The organism is Pseudoalteromonas sp. SR44-8, from assembly GCF_014163635.1.
Lineage (GTDB): Bacteria > Pseudomonadota > Gammaproteobacteria > Enterobacterales > Alteromonadaceae > Pseudoalteromonas > Pseudoalteromonas rhizosphaerae.
In genome coordinates, this window is record NZ_JACJDS010000042.1 from 1 (window position 1) to 26,207 (window position 26,207).

24 protein-coding genes are annotated in these 26,207 nt (G+C 41.3%); 10 read left to right on the forward strand and 14 right to left on the reverse strand.

From position 1 onward, the window contains the following. Positions 1 to 32 precede the first annotated feature (32 nt). Positions 33 to 1,664, reverse strand: a complete 1,632-nt coding sequence (locus H5183_RS17840; protein WP_182732334.1) for an endonuclease — start codon at positions 1,662 to 1,664, stop codon at positions 33 to 35. 408 nt (positions 1,665 to 2,072) lie between these two features. Between H5183_RS17840 and H5183_RS17845 the strand changes: the two genes are divergently transcribed. The 5 genes from H5183_RS17845 (at position 2,073) to H5183_RS17865 (ending at position 7,868) form a co-directional block, all read left to right on the forward strand. Beyond that, a complete protein-coding gene (locus H5183_RS17845) occupies positions 2,073 to 3,881 on the forward strand; it encodes an assimilatory sulfite reductase (NADPH) flavoprotein subunit (protein WP_182732335.1) in 1,809 nt (602 codons plus the stop codon). Between the two features lie 68 nt (positions 3,882 to 3,949). Next, positions 3,950 to 5,647 carry an assimilatory sulfite reductase (NADPH) hemoprotein subunit gene (cysI, locus tag H5183_RS17850; protein ID WP_182732336.1) on the forward strand — a complete coding sequence of 566 codons (1,698 nt, stop codon included), beginning with the start codon at positions 3,950 to 3,952 and terminating at the stop codon, positions 5,645 to 5,647. Between the two features lie 43 nt (positions 5,648 to 5,690). Further along, on the forward strand, positions 5,691 to 6,431 hold the full coding sequence (locus H5183_RS17855; protein ID WP_182732337.1) for a phosphoadenylyl-sulfate reductase: 741 nt from the start codon (positions 5,691 to 5,693) through the stop codon (positions 6,429 to 6,431). A gap of 137 nt (positions 6,432 to 6,568) precedes the next feature. Next, positions 6,569 to 7,303, forward strand: coding sequence for an ABC transporter substrate-binding protein (locus H5183_RS17860; RefSeq protein WP_182732338.1), 735 nt, complete (start codon positions 6,569 to 6,571; stop codon positions 7,301 to 7,303). Positions 7,304 to 7,337: 34 nt separating this feature from the next. Then, positions 7,338 to 7,868 (forward strand): DUF4124 domain-containing protein, encoded by a 531-nt coding sequence (locus tag H5183_RS17865; protein ID WP_182732339.1) that lies wholly within the window; start codon positions 7,338 to 7,340, stop codon positions 7,866 to 7,868. On the opposite strand, the gene H5183_RS17870 is transcribed toward H5183_RS17865, so the two are convergent. The 5 genes from H5183_RS17870 to H5183_RS17890 all read right to left on the reverse strand — a co-directional run bounded on the left by H5183_RS17870 (position 7,865) and on the right by H5183_RS17890 (position 12,914). Then, positions 7,865 to 8,710: an ABC transporter substrate-binding protein gene (locus H5183_RS17870; protein WP_182732340.1), complete on the reverse strand. Its 846-nt coding sequence runs from the start codon at positions 8,708 to 8,710 to the stop codon at positions 7,865 to 7,867. The genes H5183_RS17865 and H5183_RS17870 overlap by 4 nt on opposite strands. 10 nt (positions 8,711 to 8,720) lie before the next feature. Further along, on the reverse strand, positions 8,721 to 8,957 hold the full coding sequence (locus H5183_RS17875) for a hypothetical protein (protein ID WP_145237921.1): 237 nt from the start codon (positions 8,955 to 8,957) through the stop codon (positions 8,721 to 8,723). Between the two features lie 125 nt (positions 8,958 to 9,082). After that, positions 9,083 to 11,830, reverse strand: a complete 2,748-nt coding sequence (gene acnA / locus H5183_RS17880; protein ID WP_182732341.1) for an aconitate hydratase AcnA — start codon at positions 11,828 to 11,830, stop codon at positions 9,083 to 9,085. Between the two features lie 197 nt (positions 11,831 to 12,027). Then, positions 12,028 to 12,447, reverse strand: a complete 420-nt coding sequence (locus H5183_RS17885) for a hypothetical protein (RefSeq protein WP_182732342.1) — start codon at positions 12,445 to 12,447, stop codon at positions 12,028 to 12,030. Positions 12,448 to 12,530: 83 nt separating this feature from the next. After that, positions 12,531 to 12,914 (reverse strand): RNA-binding S4 domain-containing protein, encoded by a 384-nt coding sequence (locus H5183_RS17890; RefSeq protein WP_149980457.1) that lies wholly within the window; start codon positions 12,912 to 12,914, stop codon positions 12,531 to 12,533. 257 nt (positions 12,915 to 13,171) lie between these two features. On the opposite strand from H5183_RS17890, the gene H5183_RS17895 reads away from it, so the two are divergent. Then, the gene (locus tag H5183_RS17895) at positions 13,172 to 13,459 is read left to right on the forward strand and encodes a hypothetical protein (RefSeq protein WP_182732343.1); all 288 of its coding nucleotides are present in this window, start codon (positions 13,172 to 13,174) and stop codon (positions 13,457 to 13,459) included. Positions 13,460 to 13,515: 56 nt separating this feature from the next. Then, a complete protein-coding gene (locus tag H5183_RS17900) occupies positions 13,516 to 14,178 on the forward strand; it encodes a hypothetical protein (RefSeq protein WP_182732344.1) in 663 nt (220 codons plus the stop codon). Here H5183_RS17900 and H5183_RS17905 read toward each other — a convergent pair. The 5 genes from H5183_RS17905 to glnA all read right to left on the reverse strand — a co-directional run bounded on the left by H5183_RS17905 (position 14,175) and on the right by glnA (position 19,278). Beyond that, the gene (locus H5183_RS17905) at positions 14,175 to 14,633 is read right to left on the reverse strand and encodes a cyclic nucleotide-binding domain-containing protein (protein ID WP_182732345.1); all 459 of its coding nucleotides are present in this window, start codon (positions 14,631 to 14,633) and stop codon (positions 14,175 to 14,177) included. The two genes, H5183_RS17900 and H5183_RS17905, sit on opposite strands and share 4 nt — an antisense overlap. 28 nt (positions 14,634 to 14,661) lie before the next feature. Next, positions 14,662 to 16,047 (reverse strand): nitrogen regulation protein NR(I), encoded by a 1,386-nt coding sequence (ntrC, locus tag H5183_RS17910; protein ID WP_145237940.1) that lies wholly within the window; start codon positions 16,045 to 16,047, stop codon positions 14,662 to 14,664. An 18-nt stretch (positions 16,048 to 16,065) separates the two neighbouring features. Further along, positions 16,066 to 17,136 (reverse strand): nitrogen regulation protein NR(II), encoded by a 1,071-nt coding sequence (gene glnL, locus H5183_RS17915; RefSeq protein ID WP_145237942.1) that lies wholly within the window; start codon positions 17,134 to 17,136, stop codon positions 16,066 to 16,068. Between the two features lie 90 nt (positions 17,137 to 17,226). After that, on the reverse strand, positions 17,227 to 17,739 hold the full coding sequence (locus H5183_RS17920) for a DUF4124 domain-containing protein (RefSeq protein WP_246175485.1): 513 nt from the start codon (positions 17,737 to 17,739) through the stop codon (positions 17,227 to 17,229). Positions 17,740 to 17,871: 132 nt separating this feature from the next. Then, positions 17,872 to 19,278, reverse strand: coding sequence for a glutamate--ammonia ligase (gene glnA, locus H5183_RS17925; protein WP_145237945.1), 1,407 nt, complete (start codon positions 19,276 to 19,278; stop codon positions 17,872 to 17,874). Positions 19,279 to 19,798: 520 nt separating this feature from the next. Between glnA and typA the strand changes: the two genes are divergently transcribed. Further along, positions 19,799 to 21,622: a translational GTPase TypA gene (typA, locus tag H5183_RS17930; RefSeq protein ID WP_145237948.1), complete on the forward strand. Its 1,824-nt coding sequence runs from the start codon at positions 19,799 to 19,801 to the stop codon at positions 21,620 to 21,622. Positions 21,623 to 22,076: 454 nt separating this feature from the next. Here the strand turns inward: typA and H5183_RS17935 are convergent, their stop codons facing one another. Then, positions 22,077 to 22,805 (reverse strand): CBM9 family sugar-binding protein, encoded by a 729-nt coding sequence (locus H5183_RS17935; protein ID WP_182732346.1) that lies wholly within the window; start codon positions 22,803 to 22,805, stop codon positions 22,077 to 22,079. 194 nt (positions 22,806 to 22,999) lie between these two features. Here H5183_RS17935 and H5183_RS17940 point away from each other — a divergent pair, with 194 nt between their 5' ends. Then, entirely contained in the window at positions 23,000 to 23,275 is a 276-nt protein-coding gene (locus H5183_RS17940; RefSeq protein ID WP_145237954.1) for a hypothetical protein, read from the forward strand. Here the strand turns inward: H5183_RS17940 and H5183_RS17945 are convergent. Further along, complete coding sequence (locus H5183_RS17945) at positions 23,270 to 24,361, reverse strand: MBL fold metallo-hydrolase (RefSeq protein ID WP_182732347.1); 1,092 nt, start codon at positions 24,359 to 24,361, stop codon at positions 23,270 to 23,272. The two genes, H5183_RS17940 and H5183_RS17945, sit on opposite strands and share 6 nt — an antisense overlap. 178 nt (positions 24,362 to 24,539) lie before the next feature. After that, positions 24,540 to 25,196, reverse strand: a complete 657-nt coding sequence (locus H5183_RS17950) for a DUF2959 domain-containing protein (RefSeq protein ID WP_145237960.1) — start codon at positions 25,194 to 25,196, stop codon at positions 24,540 to 24,542. Positions 25,197 to 25,284: 88 nt separating this feature from the next. Between H5183_RS17950 and H5183_RS17955 the strand changes: the two genes are divergently transcribed. Further along, complete coding sequence (locus H5183_RS17955) at positions 25,285 to 26,178, forward strand: virulence factor BrkB family protein (protein WP_182732348.1); 894 nt, start codon at positions 25,285 to 25,287, stop codon at positions 26,176 to 26,178. Positions 26,179 to 26,207 lie beyond the last annotated feature (29 nt).

A 26,207-nucleotide genomic window follows, 5' to 3' on the forward strand; every position in this document is an offset into this window, starting at 1 on the left:
ACCGCTGACCGCTGACCGCCGACCGCTGACCTTTACCAAATCATCTCAACAAATTCTGGATGATCGATATATGGATTGCGATTGCCTTGATGCTCATAAGCGGCTTGGTTTCTATCTAGTTCAAGTTGACTGACTGGATCGTCGTTATGCCAATTAACCAACATAGTCACTACCCAATTCTCAAACACTTGGTTACTAGAGCCGTTAAGCACGGCATTACTAGCCGTGGTGTTGTTTTGCCAAGTACCAATGACGTTTTCGTAGCGGGTTGCCATATAGAAGTAGGCGCGAGCAAAGTCACCTTTAAACTCATCGATTGGCTCAAATACCGTGCCAGAGTAATTAATCGAGCTGGCTGCGCTGCCAAGCTTACTGCCATTGCTTGAGGTGAAACTGGCGCTGCCTACTTCGCCAAATGGGTAATTGCTACGTTTTGAATTAACATAACCATCGGTTGCAAAAATATGATGTACGTCTGAGTTCATAGGCTCATTTGTGCCGCCAAACCAACTTTTCGGAAATGAATGTTCGCGGTTATAACAATCAGCTTCACTATTGTAAGTGCCGCATTGATCACTTACAGCGACATAGTTATAGCTGTCTTGACCGGTGGGATTTTCTGAATAGCGATCGAGTATTGAATTGTCATTTTCAAAGGACTTATCCCGTGAAGCAATATCGTAAAAACTCCAAATAGCTGAATAACCCTGTGAGTTGTGACCTTTAATAATGTTATAAAGCGCGGTTTTAAGTGCATAGCCAGTTAAACCTTGTGCTGTAACATAGTAGCCAGTTGGCTCGCTGGGCGGCGTTTCTGGGTTGGTATTATCACCAAGTATAAAGGGAGTTGCTTCACTGCTTTGAAAACTACTGCCGCTAGCCAATGTTGTTTGGGCGGATGTTAGCGCGTAGCTGCCATTACCAAATGAACAGCAAATACCGTCGCCGTAACTATCAAAAATACTAAACGTGTAATCGCCATCAACTAAGCAGGCTTGCTCTGTATAGCTGTTGTTGCCACTATAACTGCCACCTGACGCAACTGCTATGCCTTGGGCGTTAGTGATCTGCCAGCTAGTCTCTTCGCCATAGTTATCAGTTGTCAGTGCTAAGTTAACAGTGTTATCAGCACAACCGACTGGTGGCGGTGGGGTGGTATCACTAGAACCTGGTGTAAAACTATCCACATAAACAGTTTCACTGCCATCAAAGCCGCTGACATCGTAAAAACGCAGGCCCACGGTAATCGTAGCATTGTTGGTTGCTGTATATGTATAGCTTATTTGTTGCCACTGATTTAATAACGCTGGATCTGAATAGCCTTGATAGCCGTCGGCAATTAAGCGCGCTTTAATGCCGCCTTCGGTGTGATAAACCCAGCTTGAGAATAAGTAGCTTTTGCCGGCCTCAACAGTAACTTCTTGTAGTAAATCAGTATTGCTTTGACTAGCGGTATTAACCACTACTTTTGCAGCAAGAGATCCTGAATTCACTATGCTATTTGAAGCTGATAGTGTAATACCTGAGTCAATCGTGCTCCAGCCGTTTGGGCTATTACCTGACCAGTTTTCAAAGTCACCATTATTAATGCTGGCCATGCAGGGAAGTGCTGTAGCTAACATAGCACTGCTGAGTATGAGTTTTCTATATGCCCCGTGTGACATAGTGTTTCCTTATTATATTTATAGTAGGCGCACAGAATGTGGCCAAATCCACTATAGCCTACCCAAGATTTGTTGCAAAAAAGTTAATACCTGTTTTGAAAAGAATGAAGTGAATAAATTTTTGTATGATATTTCTGATCGGCTAAGTGTGATGCTGAAATCGTAAGCAGTTATTTGTTACCTTTTAATCTGTTTTTACTGGTTAATTTATAAATTAATAACTAAATGGAATAACAAAGCAGATTCTATTCTTTTTTTATTGGCGCGTACCCCGTTATTCTTCACACTCAGAGAAATCTTTAGGGCCTGAGTTATTTGCCTTAAAGTTGACACAAATTTTAGGCAAAGTGATTACTGCAATCAGTGAGCATTTTGCAGATAACTTTCAGGGTTACGGGGAATTAATTCATGTTGTTAAGTCAACTCAATGCGCTAGCAAGTCCGCTATCGCAAGAGCAAGTACAGAAGCTACAAGGTTTAGTGGCTGAGCTTAATCCAATCCAGCAAGCTTGGGTAAGTGGTTATCTTGCTGCGAATGCCAATACGGCGGCATTAGGTGGTGTTGTAGGTGCTGCGCCAAGTGTTGGGGATGCAGCGGCATTGACCATTTTATATGGCTCACAAACCGGTAATTCAAAAGGTGTAGCGACTAAGCTCAAAGAGCAAGCGGAGTCTCGTGGTTTAGCTGTTAAGCTGGTTAGCATGGCTGATTACAAACCAACGGCCCTGAAAAAAGAAAAATTTTTAACTGTCGTTGTTTCTACTTACGGTGAAGGTGAGCCGCCGGAAGATGCCGAAACATTACATGAGTTTTTAGCAACCAAAAAAGCGCCTAAGCTTGATGGCGTTAAAATTGCGGTTATAGGTTTAGGTGATTCAAGCTATGAGTTCTTCTGTCAAACAGCAAAAGACTTTGAACAGCGCTTAAATAAGCTCGGTGCAGAAACCATTTATCAGCGTGCTGATTTAGACGTTGATTACGATGATGAAGCCGCCAGCTGGATCAGCGGAGCACTTGATGCATTTGAACCTGATTTAAAAGCACAGCAAGGCGCAACAGGTGGGCAAGTGGTGTCATTTGGTGCACCAGCAACAGCTGCCAGCCAATATACTAAGCAAAACCCATTTCCAGCAGAACTTAGCCTAGTGCAAAAGATCACTGGTCGTGACTCTAGCAAAGATGTGCGCCATGTTGAGATTTCACTGGAAGGATCTGATATTACTTACACACCGGGCGATTCATTAGGCGTGTATTTTTTAAATGATGAGATTCTGGTTGATGAAGTACTGACACTGACGCAAATTGATGGTGCCAGCAAAGTTAAAATCGCTGATGAAGAGCTCAGTGTTCGTGATGCACTGATTGAAAAACTTGAATTGACTCAGTCATACCCTGGCTTTGTTGAAAAGTACGCGATAGCGACAGGTGCGCCTGAGCTATTAAAGCTGGTTGAAGATAAAGCGGCAATGCGTGAATATATTGAGCCTCGCCAAATCTTTGATGTGATCCGCCAAAATCCAGCTGCGCTTGAGGCACAAACGTTTGTTGATTGCCTACGTAAACTGCAAGCACGTTTATATTCAATTGCGTCAAGCCAAGCAGAAGTTGAAGATGAAGTGCACTTAACCATTGGTCTAGTTGAATTTGAAGCATTCGGTAGTGAGCATTTAGGTGGTTGTTCTGGTTATTTAGCACGTCGTGCTGAAGAAGGTTGTAAAGTAAAAGTATATAGCGAACATAACGATAACTTCCGTTTACCTGCTAACGACGAAACGCCAGTGATCATGGTCGGCCCTGGTACTGGTATTGCGCCGTTCCGTGCTTTCTTGCAAGAACGTGATGCCCACGAAGCATCCGGTAAAAACTGGTTATTCTTTGGTAACCCACACTTTACCCAAGATTTCTTATATCAAGTAGAAATTCAAGGTTACTTAAAATCAGGGCTACTAAGTAAAGTTGATGTGGCGTTTAGCCGTGACCAAGCAGAGAAGGTCTACGTGCAAGACAAGCTACGCCAAAACAGCAAAGACGTATTTGCATGGCTAGAAGCGGGCGCGCATTTTTATATTTGTGGTGACGCAAATCGCATGGCGAAAGATGTACACCAGGCATTGGTTGATATCATCAAAGAAAACAGCGGTAAGAACGATGAAGACGCTGAGCAGTATTTAAAAGATTTACGTAGCGCAAATCGCTATCAGAAAGACGTGTACTAAGCGTAGACGTTGCTTACTTTATAAAAGCAAAGCTAACAGCCGTCACTGTAACAAATTTAGGATCAAACATGAGCGAACAAGATAAAAACGTAAAGCTTTCTGATAACGAGCGTTTGAAAAGAGAAAGTAACTTTTTACGTGGCACCATAGAGCAAGATTTAAAAGATGAGATCACCGGTGGCTTCACTGCGGATAACTTTCAGTTAATTCGTTTCCACGGTATGTATCAACAAGATGACCGTGATATTCGAGGTGAGCGTGCTAAGCAAAAGCTAGAGCCATTACACAACGTAATGTTACGTGCTCGTATGCCTGGCGGTATTATCAAACCTGAACAATGGTTAGCAATTGATAAGTTTGCTGACGAAAAAACTAGCTACGGCAGTATTCGTTTAACAACCCGTCAAACGTTTCAATTTCATGGTGTGTTAAAACCAAATATAAAAGGCATGCACCAAATGCTTAATAGCGTGGGCATCGACTCTATTGCAACGGCAGGTGATGTTAACCGTAATGTACTTTGTACTACAAACCCTGTGGAATCTGAGTTGCATCAAGAAGCATACGAGTGGGCTGCAAAAATCTCAGAACATTTGTTACCAAAAACTAAAGCGTATGCAGAAATTTGGTTAAACGGTGAAAAGGCTGAGACTACAGAAGAGCCAATTTTAGGATCTAACTACTTACCGCGTAAGTTTAAAACCACAGTGACCATTCCACCGAACAACGAAGTGGATGTGCATGCGAATGACTTAAACTTTGTAGCTATTGCAGATAACGGCAAGCTAGTTGGTTTTAACGTATTAGTAGGCGGTGGCCTTGCCATGACCCACGGTGATACCGCAACCTATCCACGTAAAGCCGATGATTTTGGGTTTATCGCCTTAGCGGATACGCTAAAAATTGCTGAGCATGTGGTGTCTGTACAGCGCGACTGGGGTAATCGCTCAAACCGTAAAAACGCAAAAACTAAATACACCTTAGACCGTGTTGGTACTGATGTATTTAAAGCGGAAGTAGAGCAACGCGCAGGTGTTAAATTTGCGCCAAGCCGCCCTTATGAGTTTACTCATCGTGGCGATCGCATTGGTTGGGTTGAAGGTATTGATGGTAAGCATCACTTAACTTTATTTATCCAAAGTGGCCGTATTTTAGATTTACCGGGTAAACCACTGAAAACAGGTTGTCGTAAAATTGCTGAAATTCACCAAGGTGATTTTCGTATGACGGCAAATCAAAATTTGATCATCGCCGGTGTGCCTGCCGATCAAAAAACAGTGATTGAAGAAATAGCCCGTAATCACGGTTTGATTGACGACAAAGACTCTGAGCAACGTAAAAACTCGATGGCCTGTGTGGCATTACCAACTTGTCCACTCGCAATGGCGGAAGCTGAGCGTTACTTACCAAGCTTAATTGAAAAGACCGAGGCATTGCTTGCTAAGCACGGTATTCCTGATGACAGCATCATCATGCGTGTGGTTGGTTGTCCGAATGGCTGTGGCCGCGCAATGTTAGCGGAAGCTGGCCTAGTAGGAAAAGGCCCAGGTAAATATAACGTGTACTTAGGGGGTAACCTTGAGGGGACGCGTATTCCTAAATTGTATTTAGAGAATGTTGGTGAAGACGTGTATTTAGACGCCTTTGACAAATTAATTGGTCAATGGGCAAGTGAGCGTAATGACGGCGAATGCTTTGGTGACTTTGTGATCCGCAAAGGCATAGTTGCTGAAGTTAAAGTGTCAGTCACCGATTTTCACGCTTAATTTAAAAGCAAGCGGTGACGCTTGCTGAGGTTTGGAATTTACTATGAGTGAATTTAAAAACATATTACAGCTAGATAAAGAAAGCCAAGTAACACTGCTGGCTGATGCTAACGGCGTATTGAAAGATATGAGCGCTGAGCAGCGTGTCGCATGGGCACTGGAAAACTTGCCAGACACGCAGTTTTTATCATCGAGCTTTGGTATTCAAGCGGCTGTGATGTTGCATTTAGTTACAGTACAGCGCCCCGATATTCCTGTGGTATTAACAGATACTGGTTACTTATTTCCTGAAACTTATCAGTTCATTGAGCAAATGACCGAACGCTTATCGCTAAATTTAAAAGTGTATAAGTCGCAGTTAAGCCCAGCTTGGCAAGAAGCCAAGTTTGGTAAGTTATGGGAACTAGGTGAAGCAGGTATTAAACAATACAACCAGCTTAATAAAGTTGAACCAATGACTCGCGCATTAAAAGACATTAATGCAGGTACTTGGTTTAGTGGCTTGCGCCGTGACCAGTCATCAACACGTGCCGATAAGCAAATTATTGAAATTAGCCGTGGCACGGTAAAGGTTTACCCAATCATCGAATGGTCAAATCGCGATGTTTATCAGTACCTGACTAAACATGACTTACCATATCACCCATTATGGGAGCAAGGTTATGTGTCAATGGGCGATGTGCATACTACGCGTAAACTAGAGCCAGGTATGACCGAAGAAGAGACCCGTTTTTTTGGTCTAAACCGCGAATGTGGCCTACACATTGATGGTGATGGGATCTAATTCTGAACGTAAAAATATAAGTAAATCATTTAAGCTGAGATAGCTAACTATAGTGATTATTAAAGCGCAGCCTAGCTGCGTTTTAAATTTTTGACTATAATACAATCAGCCGTTATAAATTGATGTGCATGTATTTTATGAAACCATATTACGTAATTTTCTTTTTATTCTTTTCTACTAGTCTTTTTGCCGATAACCTTCGCATTGCCTTACCCGAGCAAGATTACCCTCCTTATCACTTTGTTTGTTCAAAAACAGGCATTTTAAATGATGTTATTACATCGTTTTCGATGGCAACGGGGATCCAAATAGACTATACCTTCGTCCCTGAAATGCGCTCTGCGAAAATGGTGAAACGAGGTGATGTTGATGCACGAATGGAATCAGAAGTTTGGCTTGTAGATAATGGACCCTATTATTGGAGCCAAGAGATAGTAGTAATTGAAGATGTGTTAGTAGTCGCTCGAGGAGCTGAACTAATTGACTTTAAGGAGCTAAGCAGTTTAAAGGGCGGTGTTTTACTCGGGCGATTTGGTTATGTGTATCCAAAATATGAGCTACCCGTAGTGAATAAGACTCTGCACCGTGAGAATTTTTATTCAGACTTAGAAATATTGCAAAGTTTGCACAAAGATACTGATACAAGTAAACGCTTTACTGTTATGTCACGCTCTGTCGTAAACTGGTACATACAAAAGTACCCTGAGCTTGCTGCTTTGACCATAAGTGATGAAAATGTCGCTGAGGCGCCGCTGCAGTTGCAGTTTTCTTATAATTCAAGGGGTAAAAAGTACGCGAAAGAATTTAATGATTTTTTACAAAGCTTGAAAGATAATGGCGGCCTAGCTAAAATCATAGCTCGCTATCAATGATAGCAATCGAGAATTTTAACTCAAAGGATTGAAGATGAAGTATTTTGCGTACCTCGCTATTATGGTATTGCTGATCAGTGTCGCGGCATTATTTTATTTGCAACGACCCGATGGTCAAACGTGGTTAACCAGTGATGGTATTAGTAGTAAATCAAATCAGCTAACAGAGCAAATGGTTGCGTTATCAAGTGACACCCTTGCCATGGCAGCCACATTGGTTAGTGAGACCAGTCAAAAAGTTGTAGAATCAATTACCAATGAAAGCTCAGTAGCAACGACAGTTATTTATAAATGGCAAGATCAGCAAGGTCAATGGCATTACTCAGATCAGCCTAATCCTGAGGGCACAAGTGAAAAAGTAATTCTAGATCCGCGCGATATTACAGTAGTTGCGGCCGAAGATACGTCCATTTTAAAAGGCACCTCAAAAACAACTAATATGTCTTTAATGCCAAACTCAGGCAGTGTTTATGATCCCGTGGTGATGAAAAAGCTGTTTGAAGATGCAGAGCAAGTGAAAGAACAGTTAGAGCAACGTACTAAATCGTTAGATGAGACGCATTAATTTGCTTTAATAGCGTTGTTTTGCTGTGTTTTTTCGGGCTGTGTTACAAAAAATTGTTGCTTAATAATTGGCAGGTTATAGGCTTTTAACCAACGATCAGTAGCTATCATTAGTTCTCCTGAAGCAACTAATCTTGTCAGGCCTTCATCAAAATTATCTCTGACAGACTTATCTTGAAAAACAATGTAAGAGCCTTGATAGTTTAAAATATCGCGATATATAAAACTTGTAGGGTCAAGTTGGGTGTTTGTTGATGTATGCCAGTAGAGCATTAAATAATCACCGATACGGGCATCGATCTTATTGGTAAGTAACTGTTTATTTAGGGCTTGTTGATTTCCTATTTCAGTATAATAGGTGAATACCTGTGTTGCCATGTTTTTATATTCTGGACCAAAGATATCGCTCGCCCCTATAAAACTACCTACTCTTAAATTCTTCAAATCGTTCAACGTAGCTACTTTTTCGGTCCATGCAGAAGGAAGCATGGTCACACGGTTCATAAATCGTACACGATAACGAGAAATAAAAGCATGTGCAGCTGGTTGTGCCGTATAGTTGATCGCTATATCAGCGACTTTATTGTTGAAGTAGCGTTGAATAGCATCATTATTTAACGGCACCAATTGCGGGTTTTGATAGCCTTGTATCAGTAACACTTGAACCACAAGCTGATCGAAGTAACCATTACCGGTTACGTTGTCCTGCATGAAATAAGGTGCAAAATTACCGGATGCAATAATCAATTTGTCATTTGCACGTAATTGAGTGGGTAAGCAAAGCACCAAAAATGCCGCTATTAATAAAGTTTTAGCGGTGTTAAATGGTTTGATTAATTGCATGAACTTGCTGCTATACATGTTTGTCACGTACAGCCTCTATGTTCATTAAAACAATAGTGAGGTAAATTTTTGTAGGCAGAGAAAATAGCACTCCAATAGCAATAAAAGCGGCGCTGATAATAATGCCATGTATACTATTTTGTTCACCAAACAGATCCGAGACTAATAAATAATGTCCAGTCGCAATAAGGCATATGCCAAGGACAATAAATACTTTTAGTACTGTGATGATCTTCTGCTCGGTCATAGTATGCAGGCATTAATGATAAGATGAATTAAGTGTAGTTAATAATGAGTAAGCTGACTTGTTTTACATCAAAAAATTAAGGGCTAAGCAAATTAATTTTGCAAAGCCCTAATATTATAGATTAATTAGCTAGTTAACATATTACGCAGTACATACTGTAAAATGCCGCCATGTTTGTAGTAATCCCACTCTTTGGGGGTATCAATACGGACATCGGCACTAAAGCTTAGTTTTTTGCCTTCGCTATTAGTGGCAACGACACTAACTTCCTTGGTTTTATCGTAGAGACCTTCGATATCGAACTGCTCTTGACCTGTTAACCCCAGTGATTCATGGCTCTCACCTGCTTTAAATTGCAGTGGTAGCACGCCCATACCAATTAGGTTCGAGCGATGAATACGCTCATAACTTTGCGCAATGACCGCTTTAATACCTAATAATAGCGAACCTTTCGCTGCCCAGTCTCGTGATGAACCCGTACCATACTCAGCACCGGCAAGCACAACGAGCGGTACGCCTTGCTGTTGATACGCCATTGCAGCATCGTAAATACTGGCAAGCTCATCATCAGGTTGAGTGCGCGTTACACCGCCTTCGGTGCCTGGTGCAAGCAAGTTTTTTAAGCGTATATTGGCAAATGTACCGCGCATCATTACTTCATGATTACCACGGCGAGAACCGTATGAGTTAAATTGCGATTTATCTACGCCATTTTCTTGTAAGTATTCGCCAGCAGGCGCGCTTGCTTTAATTGCACCAGCAGGGGAGATATGATCAGTAGTGACGGAATCGCCAAGTTTTGCTAAACAGCGAGCACCCGTAATAGTAGGGATGCCTGGTGGTTCTGTCGTCATGCCATCAAAAAACGGCGCTTTTTTAATATACGTTGAGGCATCATCCCAGTCATAAAGTTTACCATCAGGAATTTTGATTTGTTGCCAGCGATCATCACCCTTATAAACATTACCGTAACTGGTAGCGAACATTTCTTTAGTGACGGTTTTTTTCACCAGTTCATTCACTTCGCTGACACTAGGCCAAATATTTTTCAGGTAAATATCGTTACCATTAGCATCTTGCGCAAGTGGCTCGTTATAAACATCGATATCAGTACGACCTGCAATCGCATAGGCGACAACTAAAGGTGGTGAGGCTAAAAAGTTCATTTTCACATCTTGGTGAATACGTCCTTCAAAGTTACGGTTACCCGATAAAATAGAGCTTACTACTAATTTATGTTGTTGAATTGCCTCACTGATCTCATCGGCAAGCGGACCTGAGTTACCAATACAGGTAGTGCAGCCATAACCTACTAGGTTAAAGCCAAGTGCATCTAAATCATCCATCAGGCCTGCTTTTTTTAAGTAGTCAGTGACCACTTGTGAGCCAGGTGCCAGTGATGTTTTTACCCAAGGTTTTACGTTAATTCCTAACTGGCGAGCTTTTTGCGCGACTAAACCCGCGGCTAAAATCACACTTGGGTTAGAAGTGTTGGTACAGCTAGTAATGGCAGCAATTACACAAGCGCCATCTTTTAACTCAAATTCTTGCCCTTTAAAGTTAACCTTTGCTGCGCCCATAAATTGCGCTTCGTTGGTTGGCTCATCAGGATTAGTGACAGGGCCTTCACCTTCAATTCGTGATTGCTGTTCATCACTATCGTCGCGCTTAGCAAGACGTTCATCTTGAAAGGTTTTTAAATGATTGGCAATAACTTCGCCAGCTTGATCAAGGGCAATTCTGTCTTGTGGACGTTTCGGACCGGCAAGGCTTGGCACTACATCATTTAGGTTTAATTCGAGCTTGTCGGTGTAATTTGCTTCATCGCCATCGTTGCGCCATAAACCTTGATGTTTTGCGTAGTCTTCTATCAGTTTTAGCTGTGTTTCATCACGGTTGGTTAAACGAAGATAATTAATTGTTTCATCATCGATAGGGAAAATACCACAGGTAGCGCCGTATTCCGGTGCCATGTTGGCTATGGTTGCGCGGTCGGCCAGTGGTAAATCAGCAAGGCCATCGCCATAAAATTCTACAAATTTACCGACAACGCCATGCTTACGCAATATTTCAGTAACGGTCAGCACTAAATCGGTCGCTGTGGTGCCCTCCGGTAAACGGCCGTTGAGCTTCATACCCACCACTTGCGGGATCAGTAAGCTAATTGGCTGGCCTAGCATTGCAGCTTCTGCTTCGATGCCGCCTACACCCCAACCAAGTACGCCTAAGCCGTTGATCATAGTGGTATGTGAATCAGTACCGACTAAGGTGTCAGGGTAAGCAAATTTTTGCCCATTGCGCTCTTCATTAAAGACAACGCGAGCAAGGTATTCTAAATTCACTTGGTGAACAATACCCGTTGCTGGTGGCACAACTTTTAAGTTATCAAAGGCTGTTTGGCCCCAGCGTAAAAACTCATAACGTTCTTTATTGCGTTCGTACTCAAGCTTGGCATTTAAATCAAATGAGCCATCTTCACCATAACCGTCTACTTGTACTGAGTGGTCGATAACTAATTCCGCAGGGGATAATGGGTTTATTTTCGCAGGATCGCCGCCAAGTCTTTCCATAGCATCACGCATTGCGGCCAAATCGACGATTGCTGGCACGCCAGTAAAATCTTGCATCACCACGCGGGCCGGTGTAAATGCTACCTCAGCACTGGGCTTGGCTTGTGAATCCCAGTTTAGCAACGCTTCAATATCTTGTTTTTTGATATTTACGCCGTCTTCATTGCGCAGTAAGTTTTCGAGTAGGATCTTGAGCGAGAACGGCAGTCGCTTGGCTTTATCGCCTAAACCTTGCAGTGAATGGATATGAAACTGCTCACCGTTGATAGTGAGTTGTTTTTGGGTGTCAAAACTATTGTTCATTATGTGCCCCTAAGTTAGATGAATATCCTTAAATGGTACTTAAGTGGTAAATGTAACCTCTCTTTAAATAGTTAAAATGCAAAGTACATACCAGTGTGTTTTTGCGCGATTTTTATACAGGTAATAGAATATATATGATGCTGAAAATTTATATTTCAAGCGTCAGCAGTAAAACAATAGTAACTCAATAGCGTGTTTTACAGTAGCCAACCTTGCTGTTTGCCTTTGTGGCTTAGCAGTAGCAGGATAATTGCAATTACGACTACAAATATTGGCATAAACACCGCGCTGGCACCGAGTAATTCAATACTATTAATAACAATGAAATTATAAAATTGCTGGATAAAAATCCCAGCGAGTGAGAGCGCAAAAAGCACTCGAGCAATGGCTTTTTTAAGTAATAATAAAATACAGCCTAAGACTCCACCAAAAACCGCGGTAGCGAATGCAATAGTTGACCAAATTGGTGTATTTGAATATGCAGCTTGTTGTTCTATAGGGAGTTTACTTATCATGTCTGGAGTCATGAGCATTTGCATAATGAATGCAATTACCCCAAGAAAGTTCCAAATAAGGGCTGCCCAAGCGACAGATTTTAACCAGTGCGGAGGAGTCATACATTACCTTTTAAACTATTATTTAAAAAGTTATTAAAGGCGACTACGGCTACTTTTACAAGTTGCACGTAGTCTAAATTGGATTAGCCGAATGAAATAGGGCGACGGCCTGTTTTTTCATCCACTTTTGGTTTTTTGGTACGTTTACGCTTAGCTTTAGCAGGCGCGTTAGTAGCAGGCTCTGCACTTTGTTGTGGTTCAGGTTGCGTTGATGTAACAGGGCGCTCTGCTGGAATAGCACTTTCGCTTAATGTCAGTTGAAATTGCTCACCATCAAATTCAAGAATGTCGCCACTGTATAATTTTTTCCGCTTGATTGTACAAATTTCATGGTTAACGCCAACATAACCTTCAGTGATAAGGTTTTTGGCTTGGCCGCCACCTTCGACTAAATCAAGAACTTTTAAGAGTTTGCATAGCTCAATTGGCTCTTCTTCTAATTCAATTTCAATATATTCGTCGTTCATGTTTGATCTCATTAAGGTAGGGCACAGCCTGTAGTATAAAGGCTGTGCGCGACTTTTGCATCAAGCAGCCTAAAGTCTACAGGGCATTAAATAGAATTAACCTGAAACTATCTCGAATTTTATACCGTCTTTAAAAAAACGGTAGTAATTCAAGCGTAGTATCCGCGTGAAAAGCTGGCCTACAATTTGCTGTTCGAATCGAATTCGATATTTAGTTGGTCATTTTATTACAAATGCCGCAGTACTGGAGATTTAACATGGGCGTAAGACTAGCCATGAAAAAAGAGCTAATGGGTTTAGAGGGTTCTGACTTTATGACCGCAGATGATGTGCGTGCGCGGCTTAATCAGGTTGTAAAGAAAGCATCGCAACAACCAGAGCGAGGCTTTTCGCTTATTTCACGTTTTAACGACAATCACAGCCAATTAAGTTGTGGTGAAAATAGCAAAGAAAAACTACTTGAGTTTCAACGACACCGCTTGTTTAAGGATGTTTTATATACCCGTAAAAGCGTGGATGCTTGGCTCAATAGCCAAGTGAATTAACTTGCTATAAATAGTCACCTCGAATAGACTACAGTTGTAATCTATTCGAGGTGACTATGAAATATGGCATTTTAATTGGCATGTTGTTATTTCTAACAGCCTGTCAGCACCCTACAGTGTATGTCTATACGGAGGGTTTAACTGTTTTGCAAAAACAACAACTGACAGAGCAACTACAACAGCAGACCTTGCCTTTTCAATTTACTGAACTGCCAGTACCCAAAGAGTTTAGTGCTGCGACATTATTAACCTCAGAAGATAAAATACTGACTCCTGAAACAGAGCAACTTGCCAATATTATGCAAGCGATGGGTTATCAGCCGCAGCTTAATTATGTGTCGGTGGCTAATCATCATTATAGCGATGGCAATATTGGCTTTTACTTACGTGGTGAGCAAATAGAGCAAGGTTTTGACGTGCCGCAACAGCTGCGTACTACTGGTTGCGTTGAAGACCGCTACAATAACCTTAAAGTCAGATTTTTTGATAACTTGGTTGAGTTTACTTTACTAAATGGTGCCCGCGCTCAGTTAGTTTGGCAGCGTTATGAAAATTATTTAGTCATCAATTATAGAAATATTTCGCAGTCATACACGCATTCAACCCCTTTGGTTGCAACGCCTTTTGGTGAAAAACCCTCAGATACATTTCGTTATACTGCGCATGTTGAGAGTCCGCAATGGTTAAACTGTTCGCTACAGGTTGTGTATATGGATTAGCCGCGTGACTCGAGGTAATCGCTTAATTTAGTAATACGTCTACTCATCCCTTCGATAATGCGGTCTTTAATTTTTTCGCGGATCACATTTGGTAAACGTATTAGTGCTTCGCTGGTAATCGCCAGTACTATGGTATCGCTTTTAGCACGAGCACTGGTGCTGTGCTCGCGGTTATTTATAAACGCACCTTCACCAATAAATTCGCCGGGTTCAATGGTGCCTAAATCCATCAAATGACTATGTTTAAATACCACAATAGCGCCGCTGAGCACGATATACAGTTGTTTGTCGTTATCAAACTGCTTAAACACAAAGCGATCTTTATTGATCAAGTATAAGTGACTGAATGACTCCAGTAATACTTGGCGCTCATTGAGGCTGAACTCTCTAAAAAAACTCAGCCTATTAAGTATCTCCATCTGCTTTATTAATGGAATATGCTCGATTAACTTCAACTTATTTTCCTTCGTTTGAGCAGGGAAGTTAGTTGATATTGCGCTCTTTTAATTTACGGGTCAATGTATTGCGGCCCCAGCCTATTTTTACTGCGGCTTCTTGTTTATGTCCTGCACAGTTTGCCAATGCGGTTTTAATTAGGCGGGTTTCTAATTGCGCTTGTACATTAGGCCAGATGTTTTCTTTACCTTGCTTAAGCTCTAGATTAAGCCATTGTTGAAAGGCATCAAGCCAATCACCCTCTTGTTGAGTCTCGTCAATTGCTAAGATCTCTGGAGGTAAGTCTTGCTCACTCACAAGCTCGCCGGGAGCCATAACCGTAAGCCAGCGGCAGGTGTTCTCTAGTTGACGAACATTGCCAGGCCAGTTGAACAAGCGTAGTAAGTCGGTGGCTTTTGAGCTGAGAATTTTGCTTTCGACTTGTAAGTCTTTGGCGCTTTTATGTAAAAAATGCTGTGCTAAGCGTTCAATGTCTTCGGTACGTTCACGCAGTGCAGGTAGGCGCAGGCGCACAACATTTAAGCGATGAAATAAATCGTCTCTGAATTTGCCTTGTTTTACTAAGTCTTCAAGGTTTTGGTGAGTCGCGGCAATGATCCGGACATCAACTTTAATACTTTGATGGCCACCAACACGGTAAAACTCACCATCAGCTAAAACACGCAGCAAACGGGTTTGTACATCCAGCGGCATATCACCAATCTCATCTAAGAATAGCGTACCGCCATTGGCTTGCTCAAAGCGACCTTTACGTACGCTATCAGCACCAGTAAAAGCGCCTTTTTCATGGCCAAATAGCTCTGATTCAACCAACTCTTTTGGAATAGCTGCCATGTTTAAGGCAATAAACTGGTTTTCTTTGCGTGGGCTGTGGTTATGTAAAGCACTGGCTACCAATTCTTTACCGGTACCAGATTCACCATTGATAAGTACGCTCATACTTGATGCTGACAGCTTACCTATTGCCCGAAATACTTCCTGCATGGCTGGCGCTTCGCCAATGATATGGGCACTTTTAGGTGGTGCGGGTTTACGTTTTACTTTTTTAGTTGAGTTAGCGCGACACGCGCTTTCTACTAACGCAACTGCTTCATTTAAATCAAATGGTTTGGCTAGGTATTCAAAAGCACCTTTTTGAAACGCATTTACCGCTGAATCTAAATCTGAATGCGCAGTCATGATGATCACTGGCAAGCCTGGGTTTTGTTCAGCGATCAGTTCTAATAATGCCATACCATCCATACCAGGCATACGTACATCAGACACCAGTACCGTAGGTTGGCTAAACTTTAATGCTGACAGCACGTCTTGTGCATTAGAAAAACTTTCAGCATTAAATCCTGCGCGAGTTAGTGCTTTTTCAAGTACAAAGCGAATAGATGCATCATCATCAACCAGCCAAACTGTTTTCATGCAAACTCCAAAAACCGATTAATCCGCAAAAGGCAGATATATATTAAACTCTGTATGACCTGGCCAGCTATCGCATTCTATATAGCCGTTGTGTTGATCGATCAAGGTTTGTGCAATCGAGAGACCTAAGCCAGAACCACCTTCTTTGTTGGTGATCATCGGGTAAAATAATGTCTCTTTGATGCTGGAATCGATACCTGGTCCGTCATCTGAAATTTGGATCAGCAGTGCCTTTTTAGGGGCTTTTCCGGGGCGACGTTGCTGGTGATTAATACGTGTTTTAATTTTTATCACGCCACCACCGACTAACGCTTGTTGTGCATTTCGAACGATGTTAAGTACTACTTGCTGAATTTTACCTTGGTCAATATAGACATCAGGTATACTTGGGTCGTAATCTTTTTCCAAGCTAATATTGGCGCAATTATCTAATGTACTTAGTTTAATTACAGACTCTAAGGTTTGATGAATATTACCGTATGACTTTTGTGGTAATTGATTCGGGCCCAGTAGCCTGTCAACAAGCTCTCGTAAGCGATCGGCTTGTTCAATAATTAATTCTGCACATTCATCCCGTTCTTGCTGATCAACCTCATACTGCAATAATTGCGCCGCTCCGCGAATTCCGCCTAAAGGATTTTTGATTTCATGAGCAAGCCCTCTAATTAGGTTACGTGCTGCTTGATATTGATGCATTTGATTAGAAGCTTGATCGTGGCGAATTTCATCATCAGTTTGGCGACACTCGAATAAAATAAAATACTCATTTTGTAACTTCACGCGACGCGAACTAATTGCCAGTTTGGCATGACGAGAATCAACAAAAACCACGTCAGCTCTGTGCTGGTGGCAATCTACACCATCTACCAAAGAGTATTGTGCAATGCGTTTAAGGTCAATGGAATGGTAATTAAAAAGACTGTCAAACGGTTGATTGAGAATACGTTTAGGGCCTAATCCTAACAGTTCACTGGCGCTATTATTAGCGTAAATAAGGGTGAATTGTTGATCAAGTAAGATCACTGCCGTTGACAGGTTTTGCCAAATGCTAGTTAGTAACTCAGGGTTAAAATTTTTATTATCGGGCATGGTTGCACCATTTTAGTGCGTTGATGATTATTAGCAGCTTAGCACAAATATTTTAAGTAAATTATGGTCTTTGATAGAAATACATGGTTTTTATAAAGACGATGCTCTATGCATATAAAATGTGCTCACTGGACTAACAGAGACAACAGAGCCTTGTGGGTCAAATAGCTTCAGTTGCAATGTGTGTTCGCCACGGTTTACCTCGCGCAGAGCAAAAGTACTGATATTGCTAGGTTCTGCGTACGGTGCGCCATCAACTAGTAGTTGAATTTTAAAACCATTCTCAAAGCGTGGTGTTATACGGCTAGTTACATACACTGAACCGGTATTTTCACGAACAGTGCCTTGATCGGCAGGGGAAGAAATAACCGCTTTATAGCTTTTCACAGCCGCTGGTTGCTGTTCATCTAAAATGCTTGTATCAACAGTCGGCATCGACAAACTTTGATTGGTGAGCTTGATTTCTTGCGCACCTGGTTTAGGAGTATCTGAAAATACTGATACGCCATTTTTATCTTTCCAAGAATAAATTTTTTTATCGCCAGAATAGCCATAAAAGCTGATTAAAATCAGAGTTACTAGTAATAAAAGCGTCTTTTTCACCTTGTCACCTTGCATTTTTTGCACTAATTAAACTTTAGTGGAGAATGGGAAAATTAGCCATAAAAAAAGCCCGCAGAACGGGCCTTGAGAACACACATATATTATCTATAAGATAATTTTTCTACAGCCTAATTAACAGCTGTAGTACATTTCGAACTCAACAGGGTGAGTCGTCATGTTAAGCTTTTCAACTTCTTTAGACTTAAGCGCAATGTAAGCATCGATTAAATCGTTAGTGAATACACCACCTTGATTTAAGAACTCACGGTCAGCATCTAGAGACGCAAGCGCTTCTTGTAGTGAAGTTGCAACTGTTGGGATTTCTGCTGCTTCTTCTGCTGGTAAGTCGTATAAATCTTTATCCATTGCATCGCCAGGGTGGATCTTGTTTTTGATACCATCAAGGCCAGCCATAAGCATTGCAGAGAAAGCAAGGTATGGGTTAGCTGTTGGATCTGGGAAGCGTACTTCGATACGACGACCTTTTTCTGATGGAACCACTGGGATACGGATTGATGCAGAACGGTTACGTGCAGAGTACGCAAGCATTACTGGCGCTTCAAAGCCTGGTACTAAACGTTTGTACGAGTTAGTAGACGCATTTGCAAAAGCATTGATTGCTTTAGCATGCTTGATAATACCACCGATGTAGTAAAGCGCTTCTTCAGAAAGACCGCCGTACTTGTCGCCTGCGAATAAGTTAACACCGTCTTTAGCTAAAGACTGGTGACAGTGCATACCAGAACCATTGTCACCAACGATTGGCTTAGGCATGAAGGTAGCTGTTTTGCCATATAAATGAGCCATGTTATGGATAACATATTTCATTTCTTGGATTTCATCCGCTTTTAATACCATAGTGTTAAAGCGAGTTGCGATCTCGTTTTGACCAGCTGTAGCCACTTCGTGGTGATGCGCTTCTACAACTTGACCTAGCTCTTCAAGAACTAAACACGTCGCTGAACGCCAATCTTGGAAATCATCAACTGGAGCAACAGGGAAATAACCACCTTTCACGCCTGGACGATGGCCAGTGTTGCCGCCTTCGTAGCTTTTATCTGAGTTCCAAGCTGCTTGCTTAGAATCAATTTTGTACATTGAACCTGACATATCAGTTTTGTATTTGATGTCATCAAATACGAAGAACTCTGGCTCAGGACCAAATAGCACGGTATCAGCAATACCAGTCGAACGCATGTACTCTTCAGCGCGCTTAGCAACTGAACGGGGATCACGCTCATAACCTTGTAATGTGCCAGGTTCAACAACATCACAACGTAAAATTAAAGTAGCTTCTTCTGTGAAAGGGTCTAATTTAGCAGACTCAGCAACAGGTAGTAATACCATGTCTGATTCATTAATGCCTTTCCAACCAGCAATTGAAGAACCGTCAAACATTTTGCCGTCTTCAAAAAAATCTTCATCTACTTGGTGATGAGGAATAGAAACATGTTGCTCTTTACCTTTGGTATCAGTAAAGCGTAAATCAACGAACTTAACGTCATTTTCTTTAATAAAATCTAAAACCGATTGTGACATGTGTCCTCCAACTGTTGGGTTTTATTTTGCTGCATAATTGCTTTTGCTTTTATAGTAAGCGGCTTTTATGCCATTTTTATAGTGCATTGTTTTTTAAGGTTAAAAAATAAGTTATACATCCAGCTGTTATATGTTTTGCACCATATTGGATCGGCTTGTGATCATTTTGGTGCGTCAGTGTGGTCACTTCTCTTTGGCGCTAAATTGTATAGATTATAAACACCAACATAAAGCTAACTTACTCACCAAATACTGCCAAATTATGACAATAATAGCTAGGAATGAGCAAAATAGTGACAAATTGAAAAATTAAATTAATTAAAATGTCATATATAAAACAGATACTTATTGCAAGTATAAAGAAAGTTTTGAAATATATATTGGATAAACTTTCATCCATGTCATTAATAAGGGATAATATGCGCCCTTTTAAATCCTATGCTGGGACATCTCGTGAAAACGCAGATGAGTGCGTAGATCTTGCAGGATCAATGAGAATTTAATTTCTCTGAGTAAAAATATGAGCATCGAAAAGTTAAGAAATATAGCGATTATCGCGCACGTTGACCACGGTAAAACAACATTGGTTGACAAACTACTTGAGCAATCAGGTACATTAGAAACACGCGGCGGTAACGAAGAGCGCGTGATGGACTCAAACGACATTGAGAAAGAACGTGGTATTACCATTTTGGCTAAAAACACAGCCATTTCATGGAATGACTACCATATCAATATCGTAGACACCCCTGGACACGCCGACTTTGGCGGTGAAGTTGAACGCGTACTTTCGATGGCTGACTCAGTATTACTACTTGTTGATGCTCAAGAAGGTCCAATGCCACAAACGCGTTTCGTTACGCAAAAAGCATTCGCGCAAGGCTTAAAGCCAATCGTTGTTATCAATAAAATTGATAAACCAGGTGCACGTCCTGATTGGGTTATGGATCAAATCTTTGATTTATTCGACAACCTAGGCGCAACTGACGAACAGTTAGACTTTAAAGTAATCTATGCATCAGCAATTAACGGCTGGGCAACATTAGATTTAGACGAGCCATCAGACAACATGGAACCTATGTTCAAGATGATCGTTGACGAAGTATCACCACCGGATGCAGATCCTGAAGGTGACTTCCAAATGCAGATTTCGCAACTTGATTACAACTCATATGTTGGTGTAGTCGGTATCGGTCGTATCAAACGTGGTTCTGTTGCTCCTAACCAACAAGTTACTATTATCAGTGCCGATGGTACTAAACGTAATGGTAAAATTGGCGCAGTACAAAGCTACCTAGGCCTTGAGCGTATCGAAACTGATAAAGCTTACGCTGGTAACATCGTAACAGTAACAGGTATTGGTGAGCTTAAGATTTCTGATACAGTTTGTTTCCCTGGCAACGTTGAAGCATTACCACCACTAAGTGTTGATGAGCCAACTGTAACAATGACATTCTCTGTAAATAACTCACCTTTCTGTGGTAAAGAAGGTAAGTTTGTAACGTCACGTAATATCCGTGAGCGTTTAGACAAAGAATTAGTACACAACGTAGCACTTCGCGTTGAAGATACTGCTAGCCCAGATAGCTTCCGTGTATCTGGTCGTGGTGAATTACACCTAGGTATCTTAATCGAAAACATGCGTCGTGAAGGTTACGAGCTAGCTGTTTCTCGTCCAGAAGTAATCTTACGTACTGTTGATGGCGTTCTAGAAGAACCGTTTGAAACAGTAACAATTGACTGTCAAGATGAGCACCAAGGTTCTGTAATGGAGCAAATTGGTCTTCGTAAAGGCGAACTAACAAATATGACGCCAGATGGCAAAGGTCGTATGCGTTTAGACTTTATGATCCCAAGTCGTGGTTTAATCGGTTTCCAAACTGATTTCATGACGCTTACATCAGGTTCTGGTCTTATGTACCATACTTTCGACCATTACGGTCCGCACAAAGGTGGCGAGATCGGTGTTCGTAAGAACGGTGTAATGATTGCAAATGCAACAGGTAAAGCACTTACTAACGCATTATTCAACTTACAAGAACGTGGTCGCTTATTCATCGGTCACGGTGTTGAAGTATACGAAGGTATGGTTATCGGTATTCATAACCGTGATAACGACCTTACAGTTAACGCCCTTAAAGGCAAGCAGTTAACTAACGTACGTGCATCTGGTACTGATGAAGCGCAAACGCTTTCTCCGCACCTAAACTACTCACTTGAGCAAGCGCTTGAGTTCATCGATGATGACGAGCTAGTTGAAGTAACACCACTAAACATTCGTATCCGTAAGCGTCATCTTACAGAAAACGAACGTAAACGTGCTGGTCGTGCGCCTAAAGGATAATCACCTTATAAATTAAGCTGATTTTAAAAGCCGCTGTATTGCAAAATACAGCGGCTTTTTTGTGGTATTAGTTAGCGAGAGTAAAGTTAGCGAGAGTAAAGTTTGTGAGGGGAAGAGCTGTAAGCTATAAGCGGTCAGATTAGAACAGCGTAGTTGGCTAGATTGGTGTTTGTATAGCTATTAGGTAAAAACCGCTAGATTTTATAAACCATGCAACATAACCTCTTTCCTCTAAAAGTGCAGCGCCTCTTATCCTCTTTGTGAATAACTGACTTAAAGATTTTTTTGCACAAGGAGAAGAAAATGAGCAGTAAAAGAGGAAGGGCTTTTAAAGTAGCTGATAATGCAAAGCCCCTGTTTTTGTTAGCGGGGTATTTTTTCGTTGGGTTTCGCTGCGCTCAACCCAACCTTGCTTAACTTGCTAACTTTACTCTAGTTGACTCGCCAACTCCTATCACTTTTTCGGTAATAACGTAACCTTTCCAAATACGCTGGCGTCGATATAGCCTAGGTTGCGGCTGCCATTTACGGGTTGTACTTCATGCGAACCCATAAAGTGCTCACGAATTTTACTGCCGTCGTTATCGCAGTAGGCGAGCATAAAGCCGATTACTTGCTTTGCCGTTAACTTAAGCGGGGTGTTTGGCACACCTTCTTGGAAATCATTCGGGTAGAGCTTAATGGCTACTTCCCATGTGATGTTATATGGGGCGGTACTGTTTCGTTGCCAGTGGCTGATTAAATGATCTGTGTATAAATGGGGTTTTTTATCAGCTCCGAAATCGGCAGCTTGGTTATCAAGACCAATGTGATAGGCAAACGCAGTATGATTGAACTGATGGTTACCGCCAGATGCGTCGCTATCAATAAACACTTCTAAGGCATCATCGTCCCAGTACTTATCGGTAGGATCTGGATGGGTATCAATTAGTACATCATCCACAATATCGGCTTGTAAATACAGGTAGTTTTCATCCCAAAGTAACTTGTAGCGGCCTTTAAAGTCTTTATCTGAGTCAGGCAAGGTGCCATCCATAAGAAAAGGCATAGGCTGCCATTTTGCTTGGTCCCATGCGCTTTCAGATACACCGTCAATAGTAATTGGTGTTGCTGTATGCTCTACATCGATAGCCATAGCGGCGTTGCTCATTAATAGGCCTAAGGTAAGCGCGGCTGTTTTCATCTAATTCTCAAAGTTTCTTATTTTGTTTGTGGTTCAATAGTGACTGAAACAAAAATTGAAAACAACAGACAGAATGTTCAGGTATAAAATTAGTGATAGTAATGGATCGTAAGTGAATACAGTTTTTTACATTTTCTCGCTCAGTTAACAGGTAAAGTAATGGCACTACTAGAATTAATATAAAAGGAATAATTGTGGCTAACGTATTGTTGTTGATTGTGGCTATGTTGTTATCTGGCTGTACTTCGTCGCAAGTAATGAGCTCGGGTTGTGACTTTGTTGTTGGTAGTGCACAAAGTCAGCAACGGCAAGTGCAGAACCACTCGCTTGATAGCTCAGAGACACACCAAACAGCGAATATAATTAATGGTTTTTTTAGTATGTTACTTGGGCCAATAAATCGCTCCCTCGGTGATGATGAATGCAAGACTGAAGAGCAATCGTATCAGTATCCAAGTGTCGTTTTATAGTGCGACACTTTGCCCTTCATTTAAAATATACAGCGGGATTTGTGACTTCATTTCATCATACATATGCAATAAGCGCAGCAATGCAGAATGGCTGCTGTGATCGCCCATCTTCCAACTTGAGTTGCCATAGCCCCAAGGTATCATAACTTTACAGTTAAGCTCCTGTGCGGCTGTTAAGGCATCCTCAGGAGTAGTATGTACATAACGATACCAGTTACCGTTTTCTTCATGGTAGTACGAGGCGATTGGCATTAAGCACACATCGATAGCGCCATATTTTTTCTGTATATCGTTAAAGTGTTTTGAATAGCCTGTGTCGCCTGCAAAAAATAAAGTGCTGCCATTTTGCTCAAGTAACCAGCCATTCCATAAATCTTTATCGTTATCTTCGTAAATAAAGGGCACTAACACACGACTGCTAAAATGATGCGCAGGTAGCGCATGAATGGTTAAATCATCAATTTTAGTTTTTGCATACCACGCCATTTCGCTAATATTAAAACCACCGGTAGGAAAGTTATCTGCCATACCAAGTGGTGTTAAGTAGCGAGGTTTATTACCTATGCTTTCAATGTCTGCTTTATTGAAGTGATCGTAATGGATATGAGAATAAATTACTGCGTCTAGATTGTTAAGTTCGCTTTCGCTAAGCCAATCGCCAGGTTTACGATAAAACCCAGATGCCAGCCGAAAAGCTAAATCAACAGGGGAGTCAAATTGCTCTTTTACTGGGTCAAATACAACTTGCTGGCCGTTAGGAGTGTTGATCATAAACCCGGCGTGACCGAGCCAGCGTACTGTGTAGCCGGTATTTAGTTGTGGTGCTAGTTGCGCGCCTTGATAGAAGCAGTTTTCACCCGGAGTTTCACATACCAAGTTAGCATTACTTGGGTAACAATCGCTTTCGCAGCTAATCGGATAGTTTTTTTTCCCTGGATAGAGGTTGTGGTAGCGCCCAGCCTGCTCACCCTCTTGATGAAGTGGCACAACAGTATCAGCGCCTGCAATTCTTTGCACATTATTGGCAGTGCTACACGCAGCTAATAAACTTGATGCGATAATTAAACTAGCTGCACGTATTTTCATTGTTTAATGTTTTTATAATTTTAATTAGGTAAAAGTGTAGCAAAAATAGCAGATGAAATAACACTTAAAAAGTAACAAGATATAACAACAAAAAAGCCTACATAAATGTAGGCTTTGATTACTCTGCGACTAGCAAACTAGCGCTCTTGATAAGTGACAGGCAAACTCACAGGCTGATTTAGCCTGCTTTACTCATTTGCTCAATAAATTTATTTGAATCAGCAATCGACTTGTTCATGTCATCCATTAACACTTTTATATCGCGCTTAAGATTAGTGAATTCACCTTGAATGGCTGATACAGCTTGTGCATTAAGGTTATGCTTCAAGTATAAAACATTGTCATGCAGTGATGACAGTACCGGCTCCATCTTGCTTTCAGCATTACGCATAGAGCGTAACAGTTTATCAAAGTCACGTTTGGTTGCGGTGAGCTTTTTATTACTTTCACGTTTAAGTGAAGCGTTAGAATATTGTTCTAATTCATCGCTCCATTCTTCAAACAATGCTTCAGCTACATCTTCAACTTTGTTGATGTTATTTGTAACGTCATTAGCAGCCGCAAGGCTAGATTCGTAGTCATCATTGAGTTGGTCATAGGCTGCTTGTACATCTCCACCATCAAAGTTAATCAATGTTGTTAAACGTTCAAGTGCAGATTGGAATTCCTCTTGAGACTCTTCTTGAGACTCTTTAGTTGCTTCTACGCGGTCCACTAAAATGTCACGCTTATGCACACCAACTGATTCCATAGCCGAGTAATATGCAGATTGGCAGCCAGATAAAGCCAATGATAAGGCCAATATTGGTGCGCTGAGTAAAGTCAGTTTTTTCATCGAGATCCCTTTTTAAATCCGTTAGTGCTGTAAATTATGTGGTGGATTGCTATGATAATCAAAACTATTTTAGCAGAAAGTTAACTTTATGAATGAAAAGGTCGCACATTATAAACAGCAGTTGAGGGTACTTATACGTCAGCAGCCAACGTGGTGGATGCAGTATATTAATCGCTGCATTGACGACCAAATTACTGTAAATGCTGGTTATTTAGCCTATGTAACCTTACTTTCATTGGTTCCTTTAATTGCAGTTGGCGTGGCTATTTTCTCGGCTTTTCCTGGCTTTGAAGATACCCGTATTGCTATTGAAAACTTTTTATTTACTAACTTTGTGCCTACCTCATCAGATGTAATTAAAGAGCATATAACGTCTTTTGCAGGTAATGCGAATCAAATGACTGCTGTAGGTATTGGTTTTCTTGCAGCGATAGCATTGCTACTGATCCGTAATGTTGATGCGACGCTGAATCGAATTTGGCGGATTAAAACCAAGCGACCAATGATGATTTCTTTCGCGGTATATTGGATGGTGTTGAGTTTAGGGCCATTGTTATTAGGCGCAAGTATTGGGGTTACTTCATATATTGTGTCGTTAGTATCATTTGCCGATCAGGGGATTCCGGGCTTTAGTGGCTTTTTATTAAAATTACTGCCTTATTTAATTTCTATGGCTGGCTTTATTATGCTCTATACTTTAGTGCCTAATACTCGCGTATCTTTTAAAGCTGCAGTACCAGGTGCTTTATTTGCAGCCTTGTTGTTTGAATTAACTAAAAAAGGTTTTGCGCTTTATATCAGTCACTTTCCTTCATACGAAGTGATTTATGGTGCGGTGGCAACTATTCCAATTTTATTTGTGTGGGTGTATTTGTCGTGGGTGGTTGTGTTACTCGGTGCAGAGTTTACAGTATGTATTGGCCCTAAAAATATCGAAAGTACATCTGATATTATCCTTGATGAGGGCGATGCTAATAAGTAATTCACTGCATCGCTGATAGGAGAGTCGGC